The organism is Shewanella sp. 10N.286.52.B9 (assembly GCF_002873635.1).
GTDB lineage: Bacteria > Pseudomonadota > Gammaproteobacteria > Enterobacterales > Shewanellaceae > Shewanella.
On the sequence record NZ_MCTY01000178.1, the window covers coordinates 1 to 20,778 of the forward strand.

Consider the following 20,778-nt stretch of genomic DNA (forward strand, 5'->3'; position numbering starts at 1 on the left):
TATTAGATTTTGGTAACCATATAACTCAGTGCGTTCATGCGAAATGCTTTTATTCTGAATACGAAACTGATTTTTTATGTCACCTAGATAAAAAAGAATTGTATGAAAATGATTTAAAAGGTTCAAATGTTGTAAGTATTGCTTTTGACTTTCGTTTTTATCCAATATTATCACTTTTATATTTGTTATTGTTCTCTTTTAGATATGACAAAGTTGTTTTCTTGACAGGTCTAGAGTATACGCATGGGCTGAATAGAGGAGTCTGTCAAATTTTATGGCTTTTACTTTTGTTAGTTTGGGGGCGAAAAATTATTCTTTATATCAAAAACTCATTGTTTTATCTTGATAGTATGTTTTTTTCATTGTCGTTATTCTTCATCTCTAGTGTTTGTTTTGAATCCAAGTATTTAATGGCTAGATTTGTTGATAGCTTTAATCTTTTTGATATAGCAGGAAAGTGCAAGGCTACGTACGTTTACTATTCTGATGTGGAGCCTAGACAATTAATTAAGAACAGCAATAAGATAGTTCGTGTTGGGGTAGTTGGGTCGCTTGATGAGTCTAGACGTGATTATTCAGTGTTAGAAAGACAGTTCAATAATATTGAGTTCGTTCTTGTTGGTAAATCCACGCCAGATATACACTTGCTTAGCGATAAGTTGTTAGGAAAAGTAGTTGTTGTGCAAAATAGTTACTCTACGGAAGAATTGTTCAAATTAATTAGTACTTGTGACATTTTGTTATGTTTAAACAGGTTATCTCGAAAATATGGTTCTTTCAAAGGAACCGGGGCTTTTGCTGATGCTATTGCATCAAATAGACCAATAATTGCTCCTTTAATGATTGATGAAATAAAGGAATTTCAAGACTTTTCTATTTATTTCAATAGTAATGATCATTTATTGGAAGTTCTAAAACATTTAAATGATAATGGTGTAAGTTCTTTAATTTCGGACTCTAGTTTTTCAAAATTCACACTAGATTCTGTAAGGTATCGTAAATAGAGGAAAATATGAAAAAAGCATTAATCACAGGTGTAACAGGGCAAGATGGATCTTATTTAGCTGAGTTATTATTAGATAAAGGTTATGAAGTCCACGGTATTAAGCGCCGGGCATCTTCACTGAACACTGAGCGTGTTGACCATATTTACCAAGACAGTCATGAACAAAATCCACGTTTCTTTTTACACTATGGTGATCTTACTGACTCTTCTAACCTAACCCGTATTATCAACGATGTGCAACCTGATGAGGTTTATAATCTAGGTGCGCAGTCTCATGTTGCTGTTTCGTTTGAGTGCCCTGAATATACAGCAGATGTTGATGCAATGGGTACTTTACGTTTACTTGAAGCTATTCGCTTTTTAGGCTTAGAAAAGAAAACAAAATTCTACCAAGCTTCTACTTCTGAATTGTATGGTGAAGTACAAGAGATCCCACAAAAGGAAACTACACCATTTCACCCTCGTTCCCCTTATGCAGTCGCTAAAATGTATGCCTACTGGATAGTGGTTAACTACCGTGAGTCTTACGGTATGTATGCCTGTAACGGTATTTTGTTTAACCATGAATCACCTCGTCGTGGTGAAACCTTTGTAACGCGAAAAATTACCCGCGCTATTGCCAATATTTCCCAAGGTCTAGAAAAGTGTTTGTACCTTGGAAATATGGATGCATTACGTGATTGGGGTCATGCTAAAGATTATGTGCGTATGCAATGGATGATGTTGCAGCAAGAAACTGCTGACGATTTTGTAATTGCAACAGGTAAGCAAATCTCTGTACGTGAGTTTGTCTCATTATCTGCTAAAGAAGCGGGTATTGAACTTGAATTTAGTGGCGAAGGCATTGATGAAATTGCAACTATCACCGCTATTACAGGAGATAATGCACCAGCATTAAAAGTTGGTGATGTAATTGTACGTGTTGATCCGCGTTACTTTCGCCCTGCAGAAGTTGAAACTTTATTGGGTGATCCGACAAAAGCAAAAGAAAAACTAGGTTGGGTACCACAAATCACAGTTGAAGAAATGTGTGCTGAAATGGTGGCAAACGATCTTGATAAAGCTAAGCAGCATGCCTTGCTTAAAGCACATGGTCATAATGTTGCAGTGTCAATTGAAAACCAAGGCTAAAGAGTAATATTAACCACAGAGGACATTGAGGGTACAGTGAAAAACTTAAAGAGGTTTTTGATTCGGTGTGCGTAGTCTTTGTGTTCTTAGTGGTTGTTATTTGGTTTAAAATAAAAGGTTTTAATAATGAAAAAAGTTTTTGTTGCAGGGCATCTTGGAATGGTGGGTTCTGCGATTGTTCGCCAATTAGAAACAAAAGCGGATGTTGAGGTTGTTGTTCGTAGCCGTTCAGAGTTAGATTTAACTAATCAGCAAGCAGTTTTTGATTTTTTTGAAACAGAAAAAATTGATCAGGTTTACTTAGCCGCAGCAAAAGTAGGCGGGATTGTTGCCAACAATACTTACCCTGCTGAGTTTATTTACGAAAATCTAACTATTCAAAATAATATTATACATGCTGCTCACATTAACGGCATTCAAGATTTACTTTTTTTAGGATCGTCATGCATTTATCCCAAATTGGCTGAACAGCCAATGAAAGAAGATACTTTGTTAACTGGTACTCTTGAAGAAACTAATGAACCTTATGCCATTGCGAAAATAGCAGGCATAAAGATGTGTGAGTCTTATAACCGTCAATATGGACGTAATTATCGCTCGGTAATGCCCACTAACCTGTATGGTGAAAATGATAATTTTCATCCTGAAAACTCTCATGTTATTCCTGCATTATTGCGCCGTTTTCATGAGGCTAAACTCAATGGTGATGCAAAGGTAGTGGCATGGGGTTCTGGTAAGCCCATGCGTGAATTTTTATATGTTGATGACATGGCCGCGGCCTCTATTTATGTGATGAACCTTGAACAAAGTGTTTATGACGCAAACACCGAGCCTATGTTAAGTCACATTAACGTAGGCACAGGTGTTGATTGCACGATTCGAGAATTAGTTGAAACCGTTGCTAAGGTAGTTGGTTTTGCTGGTGAAATTGCGTTTGATGCAACCAAACCAGATGGTGCACCGCGTAAGTTGATGGATGTATCTCGTCTTAAGGCGCTAGGCTGGCAGGCAAAGATAGAGTTAGAGCAAGGCCTGGCATTGACCTACGATTGGTTCTTAGCTAACCAAGACAATTTCAGAAAGTAGGCTGAGCTATGTTTTTAGACCAAGGCACTTTCACGACGGTCATTGCCAGCACGCCCTTAGTCTCCATCGATTTGGTGGTTATCAACACCAAAGGGCAAGCTTTGTTAGGGCAGCGTTTAAACCGTCCCGCTAAGGATGATTGGTTTGTACCTGGTGGACGAATTCTAAAAAATGAAGCTATCGCCGACGCCTTTAAGCGGCTAACCCAAGATGAGCTTGGTCAAACGTTCAATATTGTCCAATCAAGCTTATTAGGTCCTTTCGACCATTTTTATAACGATTATGTATTCGGTGATGAAGTCACCACCCATTATGTGGCCATAGCCTTTATTTTGAAGCTTGAATGTGAGTTGGACAATTTACCCTTAGATGTGCAACACGGTGGGTATCAGTGGTTCGATATTCCCCAATTGATGACCAGTGATAAGGTTCATAAGCACACTAAGTGGTATTTTGATAAGCATAAAACCGATCTGTTTAATAAGGATTAATGATGATTTTACCCGTAATCATGGCTGGCGGCTCGGGTTCGCGTTTATGGCCTCTTTCGCGCCAACAATTCCCGAAGCAATTTTTAACCTTACTAGGCAATGACTCCATGCTGCAAACCACGGCGCAGCGCTTGAAAGGGATTGAACATGCACCTGCCTTGGTTATTTGTAATGAAGAGCATCGCTTTTCAGTTGCTGAGCAATTTCGAGCTAACGAGATTAAAACCAGCGGCATTATTTTAGAGCCAGTTGGCCGTAATACGGCACCTGCTATTGCTCTGGCTGCTATGCACGCGTTAAAAGGTGGCGATGACCCACTGCTTTTAGTATTAGCAGCTGACCACGTGATTAAAGATGAAGCGGCATTTTGTACCTCGGTTGAGCAAGCCGTGCCGTTTGCACAGGCTGATAGGCTAGTGACGTTTGGTATTGTTCCTACAGCACCTGAAACGGGTTATGGCTATATTAAGCGAGGTGAGATGCAATGTGCTAACGCAGGTTATAGCGTTGCGCAGTTTGTTGAAAAGCCAAACTTAACAACAGCAAAAGAATACTTGGCTTCAGGTGAATATTACTGGAACAGTGGCATGTTTTTATTTAAAGCCAGCACTTATTTGGCTGAGCTTAAAATTTATCGCCCTGAAATGTTTAATTCATGTGAGCAAGCCATTGCGGCGCCACAAGCCGATTTAGACTTTATTCGTATAGATAAAGCGGCGTTTGAAGCATGTCCTGATGATTCCATTGATTACGCAGTAATGGAAAAAACCTCGCAAGCGGTAGTTGTACCAATGGACTGTGGTTGGAGTGATGTCGGTAGTTGGTCTGCGCTATGGGAAGTATCTGATAAAGATGAAAACGGTAATGCTTGTCGTGGTGATGTGATTAATATCGATACGCGCAATACTTATGTTCACGCGACCGAAAAACTGGTCACGACCATAGGGTTAGACGACGTTGTCGTTGTTGAAACCAAAGATGCGATTTTGGTTGCGAAACAATCTGAAGTGCAAGAAGTGAAAAATATCGTTGCGCATTTAAAAACAGAAGAACGTAGCGAGTGGCAACATCACCGTGAAGTTTATCGCCCTTGGGGTAAATATGACTCGATTGATAATGGCGACCGTTTTCAGGTTAAGCGCATAACCGTTAAGCCTGGCGAGAAATTATCTATCCAAATGCATCATCACCGCGCTGAGCATTGGATTGTTGTAACAGGCACTGCAAAAGTAACCAATGGTGATAGAGAAATTTTATTGACTGAAAACCAATCCACTTATATTCCGGTGGGTGTGGTGCATGCGCTGGAAAACCCAGGCAAGGTTCCATTAGAGTTAATTGAAGTGCAATCAGGATCTTATTTGGGTGAAGATGATATTGTACGTTTTGAAGACAGATACGGTAGGTTAGATAAATGAAGCAACAAGTCGTTTCTCAAGTAATCAATGATAGCGGCATAGCTTTTGGTACCAGTGGAGCAAGGGGGCTTGTTACTGATTTTTCTCCAGAAGTTTGTACAGCGTTTACCGTAGCGTTTATTAAGGTTATGCAGAAGCAGTTCGATTTCACAAAATTAGCGATGGCGATTGACAATCGCCCTAGTAGTCCTGATATTGCTGCTGCATGTATCGCTGCAGCTCAAGCTTTAGATATTGAAGTTGACTATTATGGCGTCATTCCTACACCAGCACTTGCTGTTACTTCAATGTCGGATAATGTTCCTGCTATCATGGTTACTGGTAGTCATATACCATTTGACAGAAATGGACTGAAATTTTACCGACCAGATGGGGAAATAAGTAAAGCTGATGAAGTGGCAATTTTAACTTCAGAATCAGAACTCATTGATTTCGCTATTGGCTCTTTGCCGGTTGTTTCTGAACGAGCCGCTAACGCTTATTTAGCCCGCTATCTTAATTTGTTTAGTGCAGATTCACTAAAAGGTAAACGTATTGGTATTTATGAGCACTCTAGTGCTGGGCGCGACTTGTACGCAGGTTTGTTTGAGAAGTTAGGTGCAAAGGTTATTAGCCTTGGTCGGAGTGATAATTTTGTTCCGATTGATACTGAAGCGGTTAGCCAATTTGATATCGATATGGCCGTTGCTTGGCAAAAAGAGTTTAAGCTTGATGCGGTTTTTTCAACAGACGGTGATGGTGATAGACCTCTTTTATCCGATGAAACTGGTAACTATTTACGTGGTGATATTCTCTGTTTGCTTGCATCAAAATGTTTAAATGTTGAAGTTCTTGCTGTACCTGTAAGTTGCAACTCAGTAATTGAAAAGTGTGGTGTTTTTACAAAGGTTGAGCGGACAAAAATTGGTTCACCTTATGTGATATCTGCTTTCAATGAGCTAAAGAAATCTAGCTCTTCAGTTGCCGGTTTTGAAGCTAATGGTGGTTTTTTGCTGGGAACAGACATTATTGTCAACGGTGGGGTTCTAAGTTCGTTGCCAACACGTGATGCACTATTACCTGCGTTAGCAGTACTAACTAGCATTGATGTCGGTAAGCTTTCTGATTTGGTGAGAGATTTACCTGAAATCTATACTGCTAGTGATCGTATTCAGAATTTTTCTCGTGAGAATAGTCTGGAACTTATTCAATTTGGGCTAAATAATCCTAAAAAATTATTAATATTTTTAGGATTAAAAGACTCTGAAGTGATTAATGTCGATATTACTGATGGTTTACGTCTTTCGTTAAATAATAGTGAAATAGTTCATCTTCGCCCATCAGGTAATGCACCAGAATTGCGTTGTTATGCAGAGGCTTGTTCGGCTCAAAGAGCAAAGTACATAGTCGCTAAAAGTTTAAAGGCGATATTTAATAGCTCATTAAATAATTGATATTTGATGTTAAGCGTGCTTCGGGTTTTAAACTCAATGAGTAAATTCGTTTTATACAAAGCTATGAGCGTATATTCTCTGAAAAGTTAGTTTTTTTTCGTTAGAATGTTCTGCCTTTAAAATCATAGCAAGATTCTTATTTCTTACACAAAATTATAGCAATTACTGTAACCTTTCTTTGTAATAATTGCCTAAGAGAGCGGTGATTGATTTTAATAGAGCCAAGAAGGTTTTATAAAAATGAAAGAAAATTTAGTCTCGATCGTCATGCCGACATATAATTCTGGTGAGATTGTAAAAGAGACCATTAACACTGTTCTAGCCCAAACTTACTCAAATTGGGAGTTGATTATTATTGATGATTGCTCAATCGATAATACGCGGAGCATACTAGAAGAGGTAGCATTAAAAGACAGCCGTATAAAATGCTTTTTTTCACAGAAAAACAATGGAGCAGGGGTTAGCCGTAACGTTGGGTTAGATAATGCTTCTGGACAGTATATTGCATTTTTAGATTCTGATGATTTATGGGAGCAGGAGAAGTTAGAGCTACAAATTGACTTCATGAAAAAAAATAAAGCACCTATATGCCATACATCTTTCTCTTTTATTGATGAAGATGGCTTCTGTAGAAAGGGGTTTGTTCATGTTTCTCAATATTTAAGTTTAGAAGACAATCTAAAAAGAACTGAGATTGGGACTTCAACAGCTGTTATTGATCGGAAATTAGTAACTCATGATTTTAGATTTAGTTCAATTAGAGCAAGACAAGACTTAAAGTTATGGATTGATCTACTCAGTCTTGGTTATGTATCCGTTGGTCTCAGAAAGGAAATGGTAAAATATAGAGTTAGGAGTGGAAGCGTTAGTAGCAATAAGCTAAAAATGCTGTTCGTTACATTTAAAGTATATATTGGGGTGAAAAAACTCCCAATACATAAAAGGCTATATTGTTATTCGGCTTATATATTTAATGCTATCAGGAAAAGACAAGGATGAATGGTATATTGATTTCTGGGGGGAGCGGCTTTGTTGGCAGTGTGCTTTCAAGTATTTCCAGTGACGCGCGTTATATAATAAGGAATGGTCAACTCAATAAGTTTGTAGATGTCTTTGAAATAGAAAGTTTTGATGCTAAAACTAAGTGGAATGGTGCATTCAATGGGATAAGAACCATAATTCATTTAGCAGGGATTGCTCACAATAAAAATGTAAGTGTCAGTGATCTCGATATAGTTAACAATCAAGGCACCTTAAATTTTGCCAATCAAGCTGTGCAAGCTGGTGTTAAGCGATTCGTCTTTGTTAGCTCCATTGGAGTAAATGGCGTGGGTACATATGACAAACCATTCAATATTTACGATAAGGCCTCTCCGCACAACCCTTATGCCATATCGAAATATAAGGCTGAGTTAGGGTTAAAAAAATTATCAGTAGAGACTGGGTTGGAAATTGTTATAGTAAGAGCCCCTTTGATTTATGGCCCGAATGCACCTGGTAATTTTAGAGCATTAACTTCCTTGATAAATCAATTTCCATTTTTGCCATTTGGCTTAACTAATAATCGGCGTGATTTTATTGCTGTCCAGAATTTGGCTGATTTGCTAATAACATGTGCAAATCATCCAGATGCAGCAGGCCATACTTTTTTAGCTTCAGACGGCGAAACTGTTTCTATTAAAGACTTTACTAATGCAATAGCTAAGGGCCTAAATAAGAGATTAATTCAACTACCTGTTCCTGTTTGTCTTATGTACTTAGCTGCACGTCTTGTAGGAAAACATGCAATGGCTGCACAGCTATTAGGAAACTTACAAGTTGACTCCTCTAATGCTAAAGAAGTTTTAGGGTGGGTTCCTCCTTACACAATGGAGCAAGCAATGGCTTCACTTTCTGAGAATAAAAAATGATTCGTGTATTAGATTTTTTAGCTGCGTTATTTGGTCTGTTATTATTATGGCCTGTTTTACTGGTTGTCACAATCATCGGCATGTTCGACACTGGCTCTCCTATTTTTGTCCAAACTCGTGTAGGAAGGAATAAAAAGCCGTTTAAGCTAATAAAGTTTCGTACCATGGCAGTTGAAACCAAATCGGTGGCTAGTCACTTAGCTAGTAATGCTTCAATCACTAAGCTTGGCGCATTTTTACGTAAAACTAAGATTGATGAATTACCGCAGTTAATTAATGTTGTTAAAGGTGAAATGAGCTTGGTAGGCCCACGCCCAAACTTATTTAACCAAGAAGAATTGATTAAAGAGCGTGATGCACTAGGTGTATACAATGTGTTACCAGGTGTGACCGGTTTAGCTCAAGTGCAAAACATTGATATGTCTACACCTGCTTTGTTAGCCAAAACTGACAAACAGATGATTGACAGTCTAACTGTTAAAGATTACTTCAAGTATATTATGATGACTGTTACAGGCAGTGGTTCAGGTGACGCTGTAAAGCGTAAATAGTTTCTAGTTGGAAGATAAATAATAATGAAAGTTGCAGTTGCTGGTACAGGTTACGTCGGTTTATCAAACGCAATGCTTTTGGCGCAAAATCATCAAGTTGTTGCGGTTGATATCGTTCCTGAAAAAGTTAAGATGCTCAATGAAAAAAAAGCCCCGATTGTTGATATAGAAATTGAAGACTTTTTAGCTAATAAACCTCTCAATTTTAAAGCTACTCTTGATAAAGAGGTGGCATATAAAGACGCCGAATATGTAATTATTGCGACGCCAACTGATTACGATGCTCAAACTAACTATTTCAATACTTCCTCAGTAGAGGCGGTGATTAAAGATGTCATGGATGTTAATCCTTCGGCAGTAATGGTTATAAAATCTACTGTACCTGTTGGATTTACTGCTCGTATTAAAGATGAGCTAGGTTGTGATAATTTAATTTTTTCACCAGAATTTTTGCGTGAAGGGCGTGCTTTACACGATAACTTACACCCATCACGTATTATCGTTGGTGAGCGTTCAGAGAGAGCTGCAGTCTTTGCTAACTTATTAGTGGAAGGTGCAGTAAAAGAAAACATAGAAGTATTGTTCACTGACTCAACTGAAGCTGAAGCGGTAAAGTTATTTTCTAATACTTACCTTGCCTTAAGGGTTGCCTACTTCAACGAGCTTGATTCTTACGCTGAATCGCATGGTCTAAATGCTCGCCAGATAATCGAAGGGGTTGGTTTAGACCCTCGTATCGGTAACCATTATAATAATCCTTCATTTGGTTATGGTGGTTATTGCTTGCCTAAAGACACGAAACAATTGCGAGCTAACTATGCAGATGTACCTAACAACATCATTAGTGCGATTGTTGAATCTAATAAAACTCGTAAAGACTTTGTTGCAGAATCAATTTTAAAGCGTAACCCTAATCGCGTAGGTATTTATCGTCTAATAATGAAGTCGGGTTCTGACAATTTCAGAGCATCGAGTGTTCAGGGGATCATGAAGCGCTTAAAAGCAAAAGGCATTGAAGTGGTTGTTTATGAACCTGTTTTAGAAGAAGAGGAGTTCTTCCACTCTAAAGTCATTAAATCACTTGAAGAGTTTAAAGCGAGTTGCGATGTGATAGTCTCAAATCGTATGGTTGATGAAATCAGTGACGTTGCAAGTAAAGTATATACTCGTGATTTATTTGGTTCTGATTGATATTAGTTGTTAATTTAGCCGAATAGAACTATCTATCTATCTGTTATGATTTTAGCGCTAGAGTATTGATTTAATTAAACTAGCGCTAATTTTTTCTGTCTCATTATCAAAAAAATCGATAAAAATGTGTCTCATCGGTTTTTTGTTCACATTTATTCCTACAATTCCAGAGTAGTGCACAAGTTAAGTTTTTTCTTCGTGTTCTTTCATGCTCTCACATATAATATCCTAAGCTAGTTGTACGCATTACTCATATTACCCTGTAAATGGTATAGTGGTGAGGCGTTCGTATTTAAAGAAGTAATACACTATGATTTTTAAGTTTATGGAGCGGAAAATGGATTTTTTGCAAAAGTTGTTTCGTTTAGATCGTAATCAAAAACGTTTAGTGAGTATCGCAATTGACACTGTTTTTCTAAGCTTTGCCTTTTGGGCTGCGTTATTAGTCAGAGTTGATGATGTCAGTGTGTTGCTTAATGGGCATTACTGGGCTTTGGTTGCTACAAGTATTCCTTTCAGCATTTTAGCGTTCGCCAAGCTTGGTTTGTACCGCGCGGTATTGCGTTATATGAGCTTACAAGCAATAACGGCTATTTTACTTGGTATTGTCGCGTCAACTGTCACTTTAGTGTTCGTCTCTTATTTTACTGAAGCGAATCTGCCTCGCACTGTTCCTATCATATATGCCATGTTCGCTTTGGTGTTTGTAGGGGGAACGCGTGCACTTGTTCGTTCTTTAGTTGGCTCAGGTATTAAACGTCACGGTGAGCCAGTGATTATTTATGGTGCAGGGGTCAGTGGTCGTCAATTACTGAACTCTTTGGTGCTAAGCCATGAATATTATCCTTACGCTTTCGTCGATGATGATGAAGCGCTACATGGCAGTGTAATCCAAGGTGTTCACGTTCATTCACCCTCAATCATACGTAAACTCATCACTCAAAAAGCAGCAACCAAAGTGTTGCTTGCTATACCCAGTGCAACCAGAGCCAAACGTAAAGACATTCTTAATCGTTTAGAGTCGCTATCTACTCAGGTGTTAACCATTCCTGCAATGGCCGATTTGGTAAGTGGTAATAAACTTTATAGTGATATTAAAGAAGTTGAAATTGATGATTTATTAGGGCGTGATTCGGTCGCGCCTAGACAAGATTTATTAACCGCCAATATTACCGATAAAGTGGTTATGGTGACTGGTGCTGGCGGCTCTATCGGCTCAGAACTATGTCGTCAAATTTTAAAAAAATCACCAAAAAAATTAGTGTTATTCGAACTGTCTGAATATTCGCTTTATGCCATTGAAAGAGAGCTATCTGCTACAGCAAAAGAGCTTGGCCTTAATGTGCGCATTTTGCCAATGATGGGGTCGGTTCAGCGTGAAAATCGTGTTCAAGCGATTATGGAATCTTTTGGTGTTCAAACTGTTTATCACGCAGCGGCTTATAAACATGTCCCACTTGTTGAGCACAATGTTGTTGAAGGGGTTCGAAATAACGTTTTTGGCACCCTGTATACCGCAAGAGCGGCTATTGCAGCCAAAGTTGAAACCTTTGTTTTAGTTTCAACAGATAAAGCGGTACGTCCAACTAACGTTATGGGCACAACCAAGCGTATGGCAGAGCTGGTGTTACAAGCTTTTTCAAAAGAGAACCATCAAACTCGTTTTTGTATGGTTCGATTTGGTAATGTTTTGGGGTCATCTGGCTCAGTAGTGCCGCTTTTTAGAACGCAAATTGCCAATGGCGGGCCAGTCACTGTGACTCACCCAGAAATCACCCGTTTCTTTATGACCATTCCTGAAGCATCGCAATTAGTTATTCAGGCTGGCGCAATGGGTAAAGGCGGTGATGTGTTTGTATTGGATATGGGTAAATCAGTCAAAATTGTCGATTTAGCCAGTAAAATGATCCGACTGAGTGGTTTTGATGTCCGTGATGAGTTTAACCCCGAAGGCGAAATAGCGATTGAATATAGTGGATTACGCCCGGGTGAAAAACTCTATGAAGAGCTACTGATTGGTGATGATGTCACGGGTACCGAGCACGAAAGAATTATGACTGCCAATGAAGTTCACCTTTCTTGGGCTGAATACTCTAAAATTCTTGAGCGTTTAGATGCCGCTTGTCACGCTTTTGACCACGAAACTATTCGAGATATTTTGCTAAAAACCCCTACAGGTTTTGCGCCAACGGATGGTATTTGTGATTTGCTTTATCAGCAAACAGAAAAAAACAAACCAGCTGTTCAAAATGTGGTTAATTTAGTCTAGTATATTTTTATCATTGTTTTTCAGTCACCTAATTAAATAAGGTTTTTCATGAAAGTTGTTATTCCCGTTGCAGGCCTTGGCACACGTATGCTTCCTGCAACTAAAGCGATTCCAAAAGAAATGCTACCTATCGTGGACAAGCCGCTTATTCAGTATATCGTTAATGAGTGTGTAGCTGCTGGCGTTAAAGAAATTGTACTGGTTACCCATGCCAGTAAAAATGCCATTGAAAACCACTTTGATAAATCTTACGAGCTTGAATCAACGCTTGAAAAGCGTGTTAAACGTCAGCTGTTAGAAGAAGTACAATCAATTTGTCCTAAAGACGTTTCTGTTATCAGTGTTCGTCAAGGTGAGGCTAAAGGCCTAGGGCATGCAGTGTTGTGTGCTAAACCTTGTATCGGTAATGAACCTTTTGCAGTCGTATTACCTGACGTTATTTTAGATGAATATACCGCAGACCAAAAAACTGAAAATTTAGCCGCGATGATAGCACGTTACCATACCAGTTTTGCTAGTCAGATTATGGTTGCGCCAGTACCAGATAATGAAGTGAATAAATACGGTATTGCTGATTGTAATGGTGACGAAATCGCCCCAGGTGATTCTGCTAAAATCAATGCTATGGTTGAAAAGCCTGCCATTGGGACTGCTCCATCAAACTTAGCTGTTGTTGGTCGTTATGTGCTATCAGAAAAAATCTGGAATCTATTAGCTAAGACACCAGCGGGCGCGGGTGACGAAATTCAGTTAACAGATGCGATTGATATGCTAATTGAACAAGATACTGTTGAAGCGTTCAATATGACCGGTAAATCACATGATTGTGGTGACAAACTGGGTTACATGAAAGCATTTGTTGAATATGGCCTAAGAGATAAAAAACTCGGAAATGACTTTTTAGCTGAAGTAACAAGTTTGGTTAAGGGTTGTGAGTAATGTCTGTTCTTGTAACTGGTGGTGCAGGTTATATTGGTAGCCATACGATTGTAGAATTACTAAAAATCGGTACAGATGTTGTTGTTATTGATAATTTATCTAATTCAAGTTTAGAAAGTTTATCTCGTGTTAAAAGCATTACTGCACAGCAAGTTACTTTCTATGAAGGTGATATTTTAGATAAAGCATTATTGCGAAAAATATTCAGTGAAAATAACATTGAAGCCGTTATCCATTTTGCAGGGCTAAAAGCTGTAGGTGAATCTGTTGAACAACCATTAAAGTATTATACCAACAATGTCACTGGCACCATCGTTTTATGCGAAGTCATGGCTGAGTTTGGTATAAAGAATTTGGTGTTTAGTTCTTCAGCGACTGTTTATGGTGACCCTGCAAGTTTGCCTATTTTAGAGTCTTTCCCGACCTCAGCAACAAACCCTTATGGTCAATCTAAATTAGTCGTTGAGCATGTACTTGCCGATTTACATCATTCAGATTCCAGTTGGAATATCGCATGTCTACGATATTTTAACCCTATCGGTGCTCATGAGAGTGGTTTGATTGGTGAAGACCCAAATGATATACCGAATAATTTAATGCCATTTATTTCTCAAGTTGCCATAGGTAAAAGAGAAAAGTTAATGGTGTTTGGTGATGATTATGCAACACCAGACGGTACAGGCGTTAGGGATTATATTCATGTTGTTGATTTAGCCGTTGGCCATTTAAAGGCATTAGAGAAGTTAAAAACTAACAGTGGCTTAGTTACCTATAATTTGGGTACAGGCCAAGGTTATAGTGTTTTAGATATGGTCAAAGCTTTTGAAAAAGCTTCTGATAAAGTAATTAATTACGATATCGTAGCTCGTCGACCTGGTGATATAGGTGCTTGTTATGCTGACCCTACAAAAGCCAAAACAGAGCTAAATTGGACAGCGACACATAATCTTGACGATATGGTTAATAGCAGTTGGAAATGGCAATCATTGAATCCTAATGGATATAGTGATTAGCGTTTAAAAATTGTTTTTCTACTACCGGCTTAATGTTGTTAGTTAATTAAAAAGGGTTTTGAGAATAGTCTCAAAACCCTTTTTTATAATTTAAATTTAGGTAAGCACAATGAACCCCACATACCAACAAAGGTGAGACTTTGGCATAGTGCTTCCTCACTCAGGAGGTACTATGAATCAAGCGAAAAAGTATTAACCCTGGACTCAAATACTGACCGAGCTTAATCAAAGCCAGCTAACGATTAAGCAATTTTGTATCGAACGCTCAATCAACTATTAAACACTGCATTATTGGCTTAAAAACTAAATACTGAAGAGGTTAAGCAGCAAACACAGGCTGTTGTGTTTGACCAGGGAAACACCGATAAAGTAGTGCTGTCATTGCCTACACCTAATGGCATTCGTGCTGAACTTCCCTCGTTACTGAGTCAAACACAAATCAAACATTGGCTTAGTACACTACAATGACACCAACTGGTAATGTGTATTTTGTATCAGGTGTCATTGACATGCGAAAGTCGATTGATGGATTATCATTAATCGTCACCTTGTTGATGGTTAAGTTGTTGCACGATGAGCCCGCTGATCTCATTTTCATATGTTTTGGCTTGATCGATAATCTGATTAATACTGATCAATGTATCTTTACTACGCAGCTCGCTTCTGACGGTTTTAGTCGAGGTAAACTCCTCAGGCGATATGAGATAATAATCATAATCTTTGGTTTCTTGCAGAAGTTGTAGCTCCAAATTTTTGGCATATTTGGAGTAATTAAAACAGGCATGATTAAACAAGCTGATAGCTTTGGTGTCATACTCGCCACCTAATTTAGAGAGGTAGGTAAATCTTTGCTTGATCACCTTGATGAGATCATCAATATTGGTATGATATTTCTGCTTTCTGATTTGTGTGTGACCAACTTTGATCAGCGTTCGGGTTTGACCACTGTAAGATTCAGTATAATTGAATGAGTAGGCATAGGTGATAAAGTAATAAAGCTCACTGTTAGGAGTCCCATCATAATCCACGTCCTCTTGCCAGCTCTCAATCAGCAGAGGATCTTCTAAGGTTTTATCTAGCTGGGGAGTTCCAGGAGTAAGGTTATTTATGTAGGCTTGCTTGCTCTTTTCGGTGGTACTATCAGATAGTTTGAGTCCTCGTTGGTTTACTGTATAGGTAATATTTCCAGAAGGAAGTACTGTATCTCTGAATCCCAAACGAATGCGGTTAGTGAGCTCTGTTTTTGGCATCAGGCCATATAGGCAAAGGGGATCTTTTTTAGCCGTGTTGACGCGATCAGTTAATCGACGAAGGTTGATCAAGACCTCCGGCGTATTCAATAAGAGTAATTGAATCGGGAATAACTCACGCTGACGATATTTCTCCATAAAGGCGAGGCGATCTTCGGGGGTGTTGTTAGGAAGGCAGACCACGACCCGCAAATAATTGCCAGGATTCATCAAAGCCAGTAATGCTTCGGCGTCTTTTTGTAATTTATTAAAAGTTTCAAAGTTAAGAGAACTGCCTTTGCTCTTCATTGCATCGGCTTTGGTATGGGACTTTTGGGCGAGAGTGTCTGATCGCTTTAGTAATCGCTTAGCTTCCTCGACGGTTGCCACTTCTAGAGACTCGATAGGGTCCTGATGCTTAATATCAACGAGTATCGATATGTTCAGAGTATTTTGAGCTTTGTTTGGCTCTATAGTTTGTAATTCAATGTACTTCAAGCTGGAAATAAACTCAGTGATTTCACCTTGCATCTGATTTAAGTGATATGCTTTTTTACAGGAGCAATTTTCCTCGCAAAGCGGAATATGCTCTAAACGGGTGTTATTAGCGCGATAGTTTTGCTTTGGGATCTCGGTGGCTGGTAATTTGAGCAACTCAGCGATAAAAGCCAAATCCACCCGGCCATTGAGTTGTGGCAAGTTTACGTCAAGGTGCTGAAGTGCTAAACCAATAAATTTTAATTCATCCGCAGTCACCTCCTTTTGGTTAAAGAGGGTACTAAACTGACCTTTGATTAGATTCAGTTCTATTTTGGGTAATTGCTTAAGACACATTGTGAGTTCCTTCAATCAAGAAAAAATAGATAAAGCGTAGGTGATGTTGTAATGGTGTAATTTGGGGGGGCATCGCAAACCTTCATTTCTCATCAACGTATCAAATGCATTTCCATCAGTACGTGAAGCATTCGCTACATAAGGGGCATATACGTCAAACAATAAGCGGGTATCACTATGCCCGAGCATTTGAGAAATATAGAGTGGGTTTTCTAATGCTGCGATATGAAGCACTGCTGCTGTATGGCGAGTTTCATAGGCGCGTCGACGCTTAAGACCTGCCTTGATTAACGTGGGATACCATAATTTTTTACTTACATAATGGGTATCCAGTGGCGCACCGGATTTGCCGGTAAACACAAAGTCAGCGTAAGGGGGATAACCAGATTCACTTGAATCTTTAATACGTTTAAAGGCTTCATAGATGGTATCGCACATCTTTAAGTCTCGGCGTGATTTAGGCGTTTTTACATCACAGACCTCACCATTTACCCAGTTCTGGCGGATACGAATTAAGCGGTGTTCAAAATCAATATGCTGCCATTCTAGGCCGTGTATCTCGCAGCTGCGCATACCGGTCCAAAATCGGATAATAAAGTAATCCTTCCACTCTTGTGGCACCTTGTTTAAAAACTTGCGCACTTCTTCAATCGTCATCGGGTATGACTCTGCTTTTTCTTCCTTTAGTGCTTTGTAGCGTCTTAAGGGGTATTCAAACTTATACTCTTCTGCTGCAAGGCTAATGATGGCAATAACAGGCCAAAGCAAAAAATTGATACGGCGATTCGATAATTGACGCGTATCACTGTCTTTCATTATTTCCATCAGTTCCTGACGAAAATAATCAATTTGAGACAGGGTGATTTCATTCACCAAGGTATTGCCAAATTCAGGGATAAGGTATTTATCGAGTGTGTTGCGGATGGTGCTTTTATAACTGTTTTTCCAAGCGCCTTTTTTGCGTTCAAACCATTGGTTGGCAAAATTATCAAAGAAAGGGTATTCACGGTCGGGATGTTTGTCGCGCTGCAGTTGCTCAAATTTAGCGACTTTTTTACTTTTTGGAAAATAGTCACGATATTGAAAGCTGCCTAAATCGATCTCAGCATTCATTTTTTTGAGCATGGCTTTAGCTTGGGTGAGGTTTTTAGGGGTTGCCATCAATTTACTGCCTTCACGAAAACGGCAGCCATAAAGATGCATGTCGAACTGAATGCGCCCGTTTGGACGTATGCGAATATGAGCCATAGTGGCCTCCATTGATTTTAGATCGTTAAATAGATCTGTCCCTTACCAATGGAATTCGTTAGAATTTGCCCATCGGCTGGGCTCGGTTAATAGTCGTCGCAGCCGGTACGGGGTAGAGTGGTTGCCGCCACTCTGCCCCAACTGCTTCATTTAGTGTTACTTTAGGTTAACAGGGCTTTTAAAACGCGCAAGTTAACCCATTACTGCCTACTTCTACTCTTACTTCTTAATTTTACCTTCCTATCTTTCATTTGTGTTTTCTCCCAATAGCATTCAATTGAGCACTATTGGTTAAAAAGACATCTATTACTATAACTAACACTGTCTATTTGTCCAGTGCTTTGTTGTTAAGCTTTCGACTTTAAAATTTTCACTAACTATGCGAGAACAATACAACGGGTGCTTAACACTAACCCATTCTCGGCTCGTTTAAATGTCATCAAACCCTAACATGTCGCCCTGTTGCCCACTACCTCCGCCCTTATTTTTCATTTTGGATTCGAGTGCTTTTTTAGCTTCTAGCACCTCGGCCATTTTCTCTGGTGCGAGCTCAATATCATAAACACTTTCATAAGGATGTGTTGAATCTTTATCGTTATAGAAACCCAACTTTCGTTTACCATCTTGACCAAGTAGCAATTGCATCTTGATTTGATTGGCTGTTGTGACGTCTTTAACTCTTACCTTTGCCAGTGCACTTAAGTTAATGCGGTAAACCGCAGGCTGTGTTTTATTGATGTGCTCCGCTGACAAAAATCGATTACCACCGGTTTCCTTTGTTAATCCGGCTAGCATCACGTTAGTATTATCGATGTATAGTAGTGCTTCGTTTGCTTTTTTTACGATGGCCATATTGCGATATCTTTTAATTTCTTCTTCTAAAGTAGAGGTATTGATCACCAGCTTTTGCTCAATGGTATATGACGTTTCCTTTTTATGAGCATAATCTCGTAAAGAAAGTAACGAACTCGACACGACGCGATTGCCATCACTGAATATCGCCCGTTCATCATCTGTATAGATAGACAGTGTGTCAGAGTGAGTTGAATCGCATAGTCGACTCAAGTTTTCGACGCTTTCTTTATTTAATAGCAAGTCGAATTCTGGGTTTAATGTTTGGGGAAGCGCATATGGAATAATTTCATTGTCACGCTCAATACGAATTTTTGATTGTGCTTTATTAATTTCGAAAGCATCAAAAGGCGTGTGTGTTTCCGCTGCTTTGATAATCGATTTTATTGAGGTCGTCGATACTGTACTGGTCAACCCAAACTGGACACTTTTAGTTGAGAATTTTCAAACGCTACTGGTGACAGATCACCATTAGCGGAATGTAGCCGTTCTAAGTTGTAATGTTTCATATAAGTAGCCACGTCTTTTTGAGACTGTTACACCCTCCCAGATTTCTTCATCCACTACAGATAGCAGCACTACATAATCACCATTTTATATTTTTGAATTCTTTAAATACCAGTAAGGCTGCACCAAATCACTTTGCTGCTTTGCTTTAACCCACAAAATCCAATAAAGATTGCTGTGGCTTAAAAATGTCACAATTAGATGAGTAAATGCGCGGGCTTTTCGTATATAATTTGCGTCCACTTAAAAAAGTGACCTTACTTTTGTTTTATACCAACATGGACTGTTGGTTTTGGAGTTGTTATGTCTCGTAAATATTTTGGCACTGATGGTGTGCGAGGAAAGGTGGGTGAGTTTCCGATTAACCCGTCTTTTGCGATGAAATTAGGTTGGGCTGCTGGGACGGTTTTAGCGTCAGCAGGTACCAAAGAAGTAATTATCGGTAAAGATACCCGCATTAGTGGCTACATGTTAGAAACCGCTATGCAAGCCGGCTTTTCTGCCGCAGGGATTAACTGTGCCTTAGTTGGCCCGATGCCAACGCCTGCGATTGCCTATTTAACCTCGACATTTAGAGCCGATGCAGGGGTAGTGATTAGTGCATCGCACAATCCTTATTATGATAACGGCATTAAGCTGTTCTCAAATTCGGGCACTAAACTGAATGATGCTCAAGAATTAGAAATTGAACACCTACTCGATCAAGCCATTAATCATGGCGCAATGTCGTGTGTTGACTCGGCAAAATTGGGTAAAGTGCGCCGTATTGGTGATGCTGCAGGGCGTTACATTGAGTTTTGTAAAGGTACTTTCGATAAGAATAAGTCCCTTGCAGGATTAAAAATTGTGGTTGATTCGGCTAATGGCGCAGCGTATCACATCGCTAAAGAAGTGTATGCTGAGCTCGGCGCTGAAGTGATCAGCATTAATGATAAACCAGATGGGTTAAACATTAATGAGCGCTGCGGCGCAACCCACCTTGATAGCCTGCAAACTGCAGTGATGGTGCATGAGGCTGACTTAGGTATTGCCTTAGATGGCGATGCTGACAGGGTGTTGTTTGTTGATCATAACGGCCATGTGGTTGATGGCGATGAAATCATCTTTATTTTAGCGCAAGCGTTTCAACAAGCTGGTGAGTTAAATGGCGGTGTTGTCGGTACCTTGATGTCAAACCTAGGTTTAGAGCTGGCACTTAAAGAAATGGATATTCCCTTTATTCGCGCTAAAGTGGGCGATCGCTACGTGGTTGAGCAGCTTAAAGAAACCGGTTGGCTATTAGGCGGCGAAGGCTCAGGCCATATCTTAAGCCTTAAACATACCACCACGGGTGATGGTATTGTGGCATCGCTGCAAGTGCTTGATGCTGTAATTGAGTCAGGTAAAAGCTTAGCTGAAGTTAAGTCAGGTATGACAAAACTGCCGCAAGTGCTGATCAATGTGCGCTTAAGTGCCAACAACGCCGATGAAATTATTGCCTCTGATGCCGTGCAGCAAGCAGTAACAGCTGCTGAGCAAGTGATGGGTGATAATGGCCGTGTGTTATTGCGTAAATCGGGTACTGAGCCATTAATCCGTGTAATGGTTGAATCAACCGATGCGGATATGACCCAAACCCAGGCGCAATCAATTGCGGATGTGGTTAAAGCGGCAAGTTAATAATTTGTCTT

At 39.5% G+C, this 20,778-nt stretch carries 17 protein-coding genes and 1 pseudogene; 14 read left to right on the forward strand and 4 right to left on the reverse strand.

Annotation, left to right across the window (positions count from 1 at the left end; translation table 11 throughout):
* The 13 genes from BCU91_RS20290 to galE form a co-directional block, all read left to right on the forward strand.
* Positions 1–1,004, forward strand: a 1,004-nt coding sequence (locus BCU91_RS20290) for a hypothetical protein (protein WP_157936288.1), incomplete at its 5' end; no start/stop codon positions are given.
* Positions 1,001–2,137 carry a GDP-mannose 4,6-dehydratase gene (gene gmd, locus BCU91_RS12480; RefSeq protein WP_102531599.1) on the forward strand — a complete coding sequence of 379 codons (1,137 nt, stop codon included), beginning with the start codon at positions 1,001–1,003 and terminating at the stop codon, positions 2,135–2,137. The genes BCU91_RS20290 and gmd, both read left to right, overlap by 4 nt.
* Before the next feature lie 126 nt (positions 2,138–2,263).
* The gene (locus BCU91_RS12485) at positions 2,264–3,223 is read left to right on the forward strand and encodes a GDP-L-fucose synthase (protein WP_102531600.1); all 960 of its coding nucleotides are present in this window, start codon (positions 2,264–2,266) and stop codon (positions 3,221–3,223) included.
* Between the two features lie 8 nt (positions 3,224–3,231).
* Positions 3,232–3,714: a GDP-mannose mannosyl hydrolase gene (locus BCU91_RS12490; protein WP_102531601.1), complete on the forward strand. Its 483-nt coding sequence runs from the start codon at positions 3,232–3,234 to the stop codon at positions 3,712–3,714.
* A gap of 2 nt (positions 3,715–3,716) precedes the next feature.
* The gene (locus tag BCU91_RS12495; protein ID WP_102531602.1) at positions 3,717–5,132 is read left to right on the forward strand and encodes a mannose-1-phosphate guanylyltransferase/mannose-6-phosphate isomerase; all 1,416 of its coding nucleotides are present in this window, start codon (positions 3,717–3,719) and stop codon (positions 5,130–5,132) included.
* Complete coding sequence (locus tag BCU91_RS12500) at positions 5,129–6,565, forward strand: phosphomannomutase (RefSeq protein ID WP_102531603.1); 1,437 nt, start codon at positions 5,129–5,131, stop codon at positions 6,563–6,565. The genes BCU91_RS12495 and BCU91_RS12500 overlap by 4 nt, the downstream gene beginning before the upstream one ends.
* Before the next feature lie 240 nt (positions 6,566–6,805).
* Positions 6,806–7,564, forward strand: coding sequence for a glycosyltransferase family 2 protein (locus BCU91_RS12505; protein WP_102531604.1), 759 nt, complete (start codon positions 6,806–6,808; stop codon positions 7,562–7,564).
* A complete protein-coding gene (locus tag BCU91_RS12510) occupies positions 7,561–8,475 on the forward strand; it encodes an NAD-dependent epimerase/dehydratase family protein (protein ID WP_102531605.1) in 915 nt (304 codons plus the stop codon). The genes BCU91_RS12505 and BCU91_RS12510 overlap by 4 nt, the downstream gene beginning before the upstream one ends.
* The gene (locus tag BCU91_RS12515) at positions 8,472–9,026 is read left to right on the forward strand and encodes a sugar transferase (RefSeq protein WP_102531606.1); all 555 of its coding nucleotides are present in this window, start codon (positions 8,472–8,474) and stop codon (positions 9,024–9,026) included. Before BCU91_RS12510 ends, BCU91_RS12515 begins: the two co-directional genes overlap by 4 nt.
* 24 nt (positions 9,027–9,050) lie before the next feature.
* Positions 9,051–10,217 carry a nucleotide sugar dehydrogenase gene (locus tag BCU91_RS12520; RefSeq protein ID WP_102531607.1) on the forward strand — a complete coding sequence of 389 codons (1,167 nt, stop codon included), beginning with the start codon at positions 9,051–9,053 and terminating at the stop codon, positions 10,215–10,217.
* A 337-nt stretch (positions 10,218–10,554) separates the two neighbouring features.
* Entirely contained in the window at positions 10,555–12,486 is a 1,932-nt protein-coding gene (locus tag BCU91_RS12525; protein ID WP_102531608.1) for a nucleoside-diphosphate sugar epimerase/dehydratase, read from the forward strand.
* Positions 12,487–12,534: 48 nt separating this feature from the next.
* Entirely contained in the window at positions 12,535–13,425 is an 891-nt protein-coding gene (galU, locus tag BCU91_RS12530) for a UTP--glucose-1-phosphate uridylyltransferase GalU (RefSeq protein WP_102531609.1), read from the forward strand.
* Positions 13,425–14,438 (forward strand): UDP-glucose 4-epimerase GalE, encoded by a 1,014-nt coding sequence (galE, locus tag BCU91_RS12535; RefSeq protein ID WP_102531610.1) that lies wholly within the window; start codon positions 13,425–13,427, stop codon positions 14,436–14,438. The genes galU and galE overlap by 1 nt, the downstream gene beginning before the upstream one ends.
* Positions 14,439–14,974: 536 nt before the next feature.
* On the opposite strand, the gene BCU91_RS12540 is transcribed toward galE, so the two are convergent.
* The 4 genes and pseudogenes from BCU91_RS12540 to BCU91_RS12555 all read right to left on the reverse strand — a co-directional run.
* The gene (locus BCU91_RS12540) at positions 14,975–16,501 is read right to left on the reverse strand and encodes a hypothetical protein (RefSeq protein ID WP_102531611.1); all 1,527 of its coding nucleotides are present in this window, start codon (positions 16,499–16,501) and stop codon (positions 14,975–14,977) included.
* A 15-nt stretch (positions 16,502–16,516) separates the two neighbouring features.
* Positions 16,517–17,749: a DUF3596 domain-containing protein gene (locus BCU91_RS12545; protein ID WP_102531634.1), complete on the reverse strand. Its 1,233-nt coding sequence runs from the start codon at positions 17,747–17,749 to the stop codon at positions 16,517–16,519.
* A gap of 429 nt (positions 17,750–18,178) precedes the next feature.
* Positions 18,179–19,015 carry a hypothetical protein gene (locus BCU91_RS12550; RefSeq protein WP_102531612.1) on the reverse strand — a complete coding sequence of 279 codons (837 nt, stop codon included), beginning with the start codon at positions 19,013–19,015 and terminating at the stop codon, positions 18,179–18,181.
* Positions 19,012–19,131: pseudogene (locus BCU91_RS12555) on the reverse strand (IS3 family transposase); the annotation flags it as partial. The pseudogene BCU91_RS12555 and the gene BCU91_RS12550, both read right to left, overlap by 4 nt.
* Before the next feature lie 280 nt (positions 19,132–19,411).
* On the opposite strand from BCU91_RS12555, the gene glmM reads away from it, so the two are divergent.
* Positions 19,412–20,767 carry a phosphoglucosamine mutase gene (glmM, locus tag BCU91_RS12560; protein WP_102531613.1) on the forward strand — a complete coding sequence of 452 codons (1,356 nt, stop codon included), beginning with the start codon at positions 19,412–19,414 and terminating at the stop codon, positions 20,765–20,767.
* The last annotated feature ends 11 nt before the right edge of the window (positions 20,768–20,778 follow it).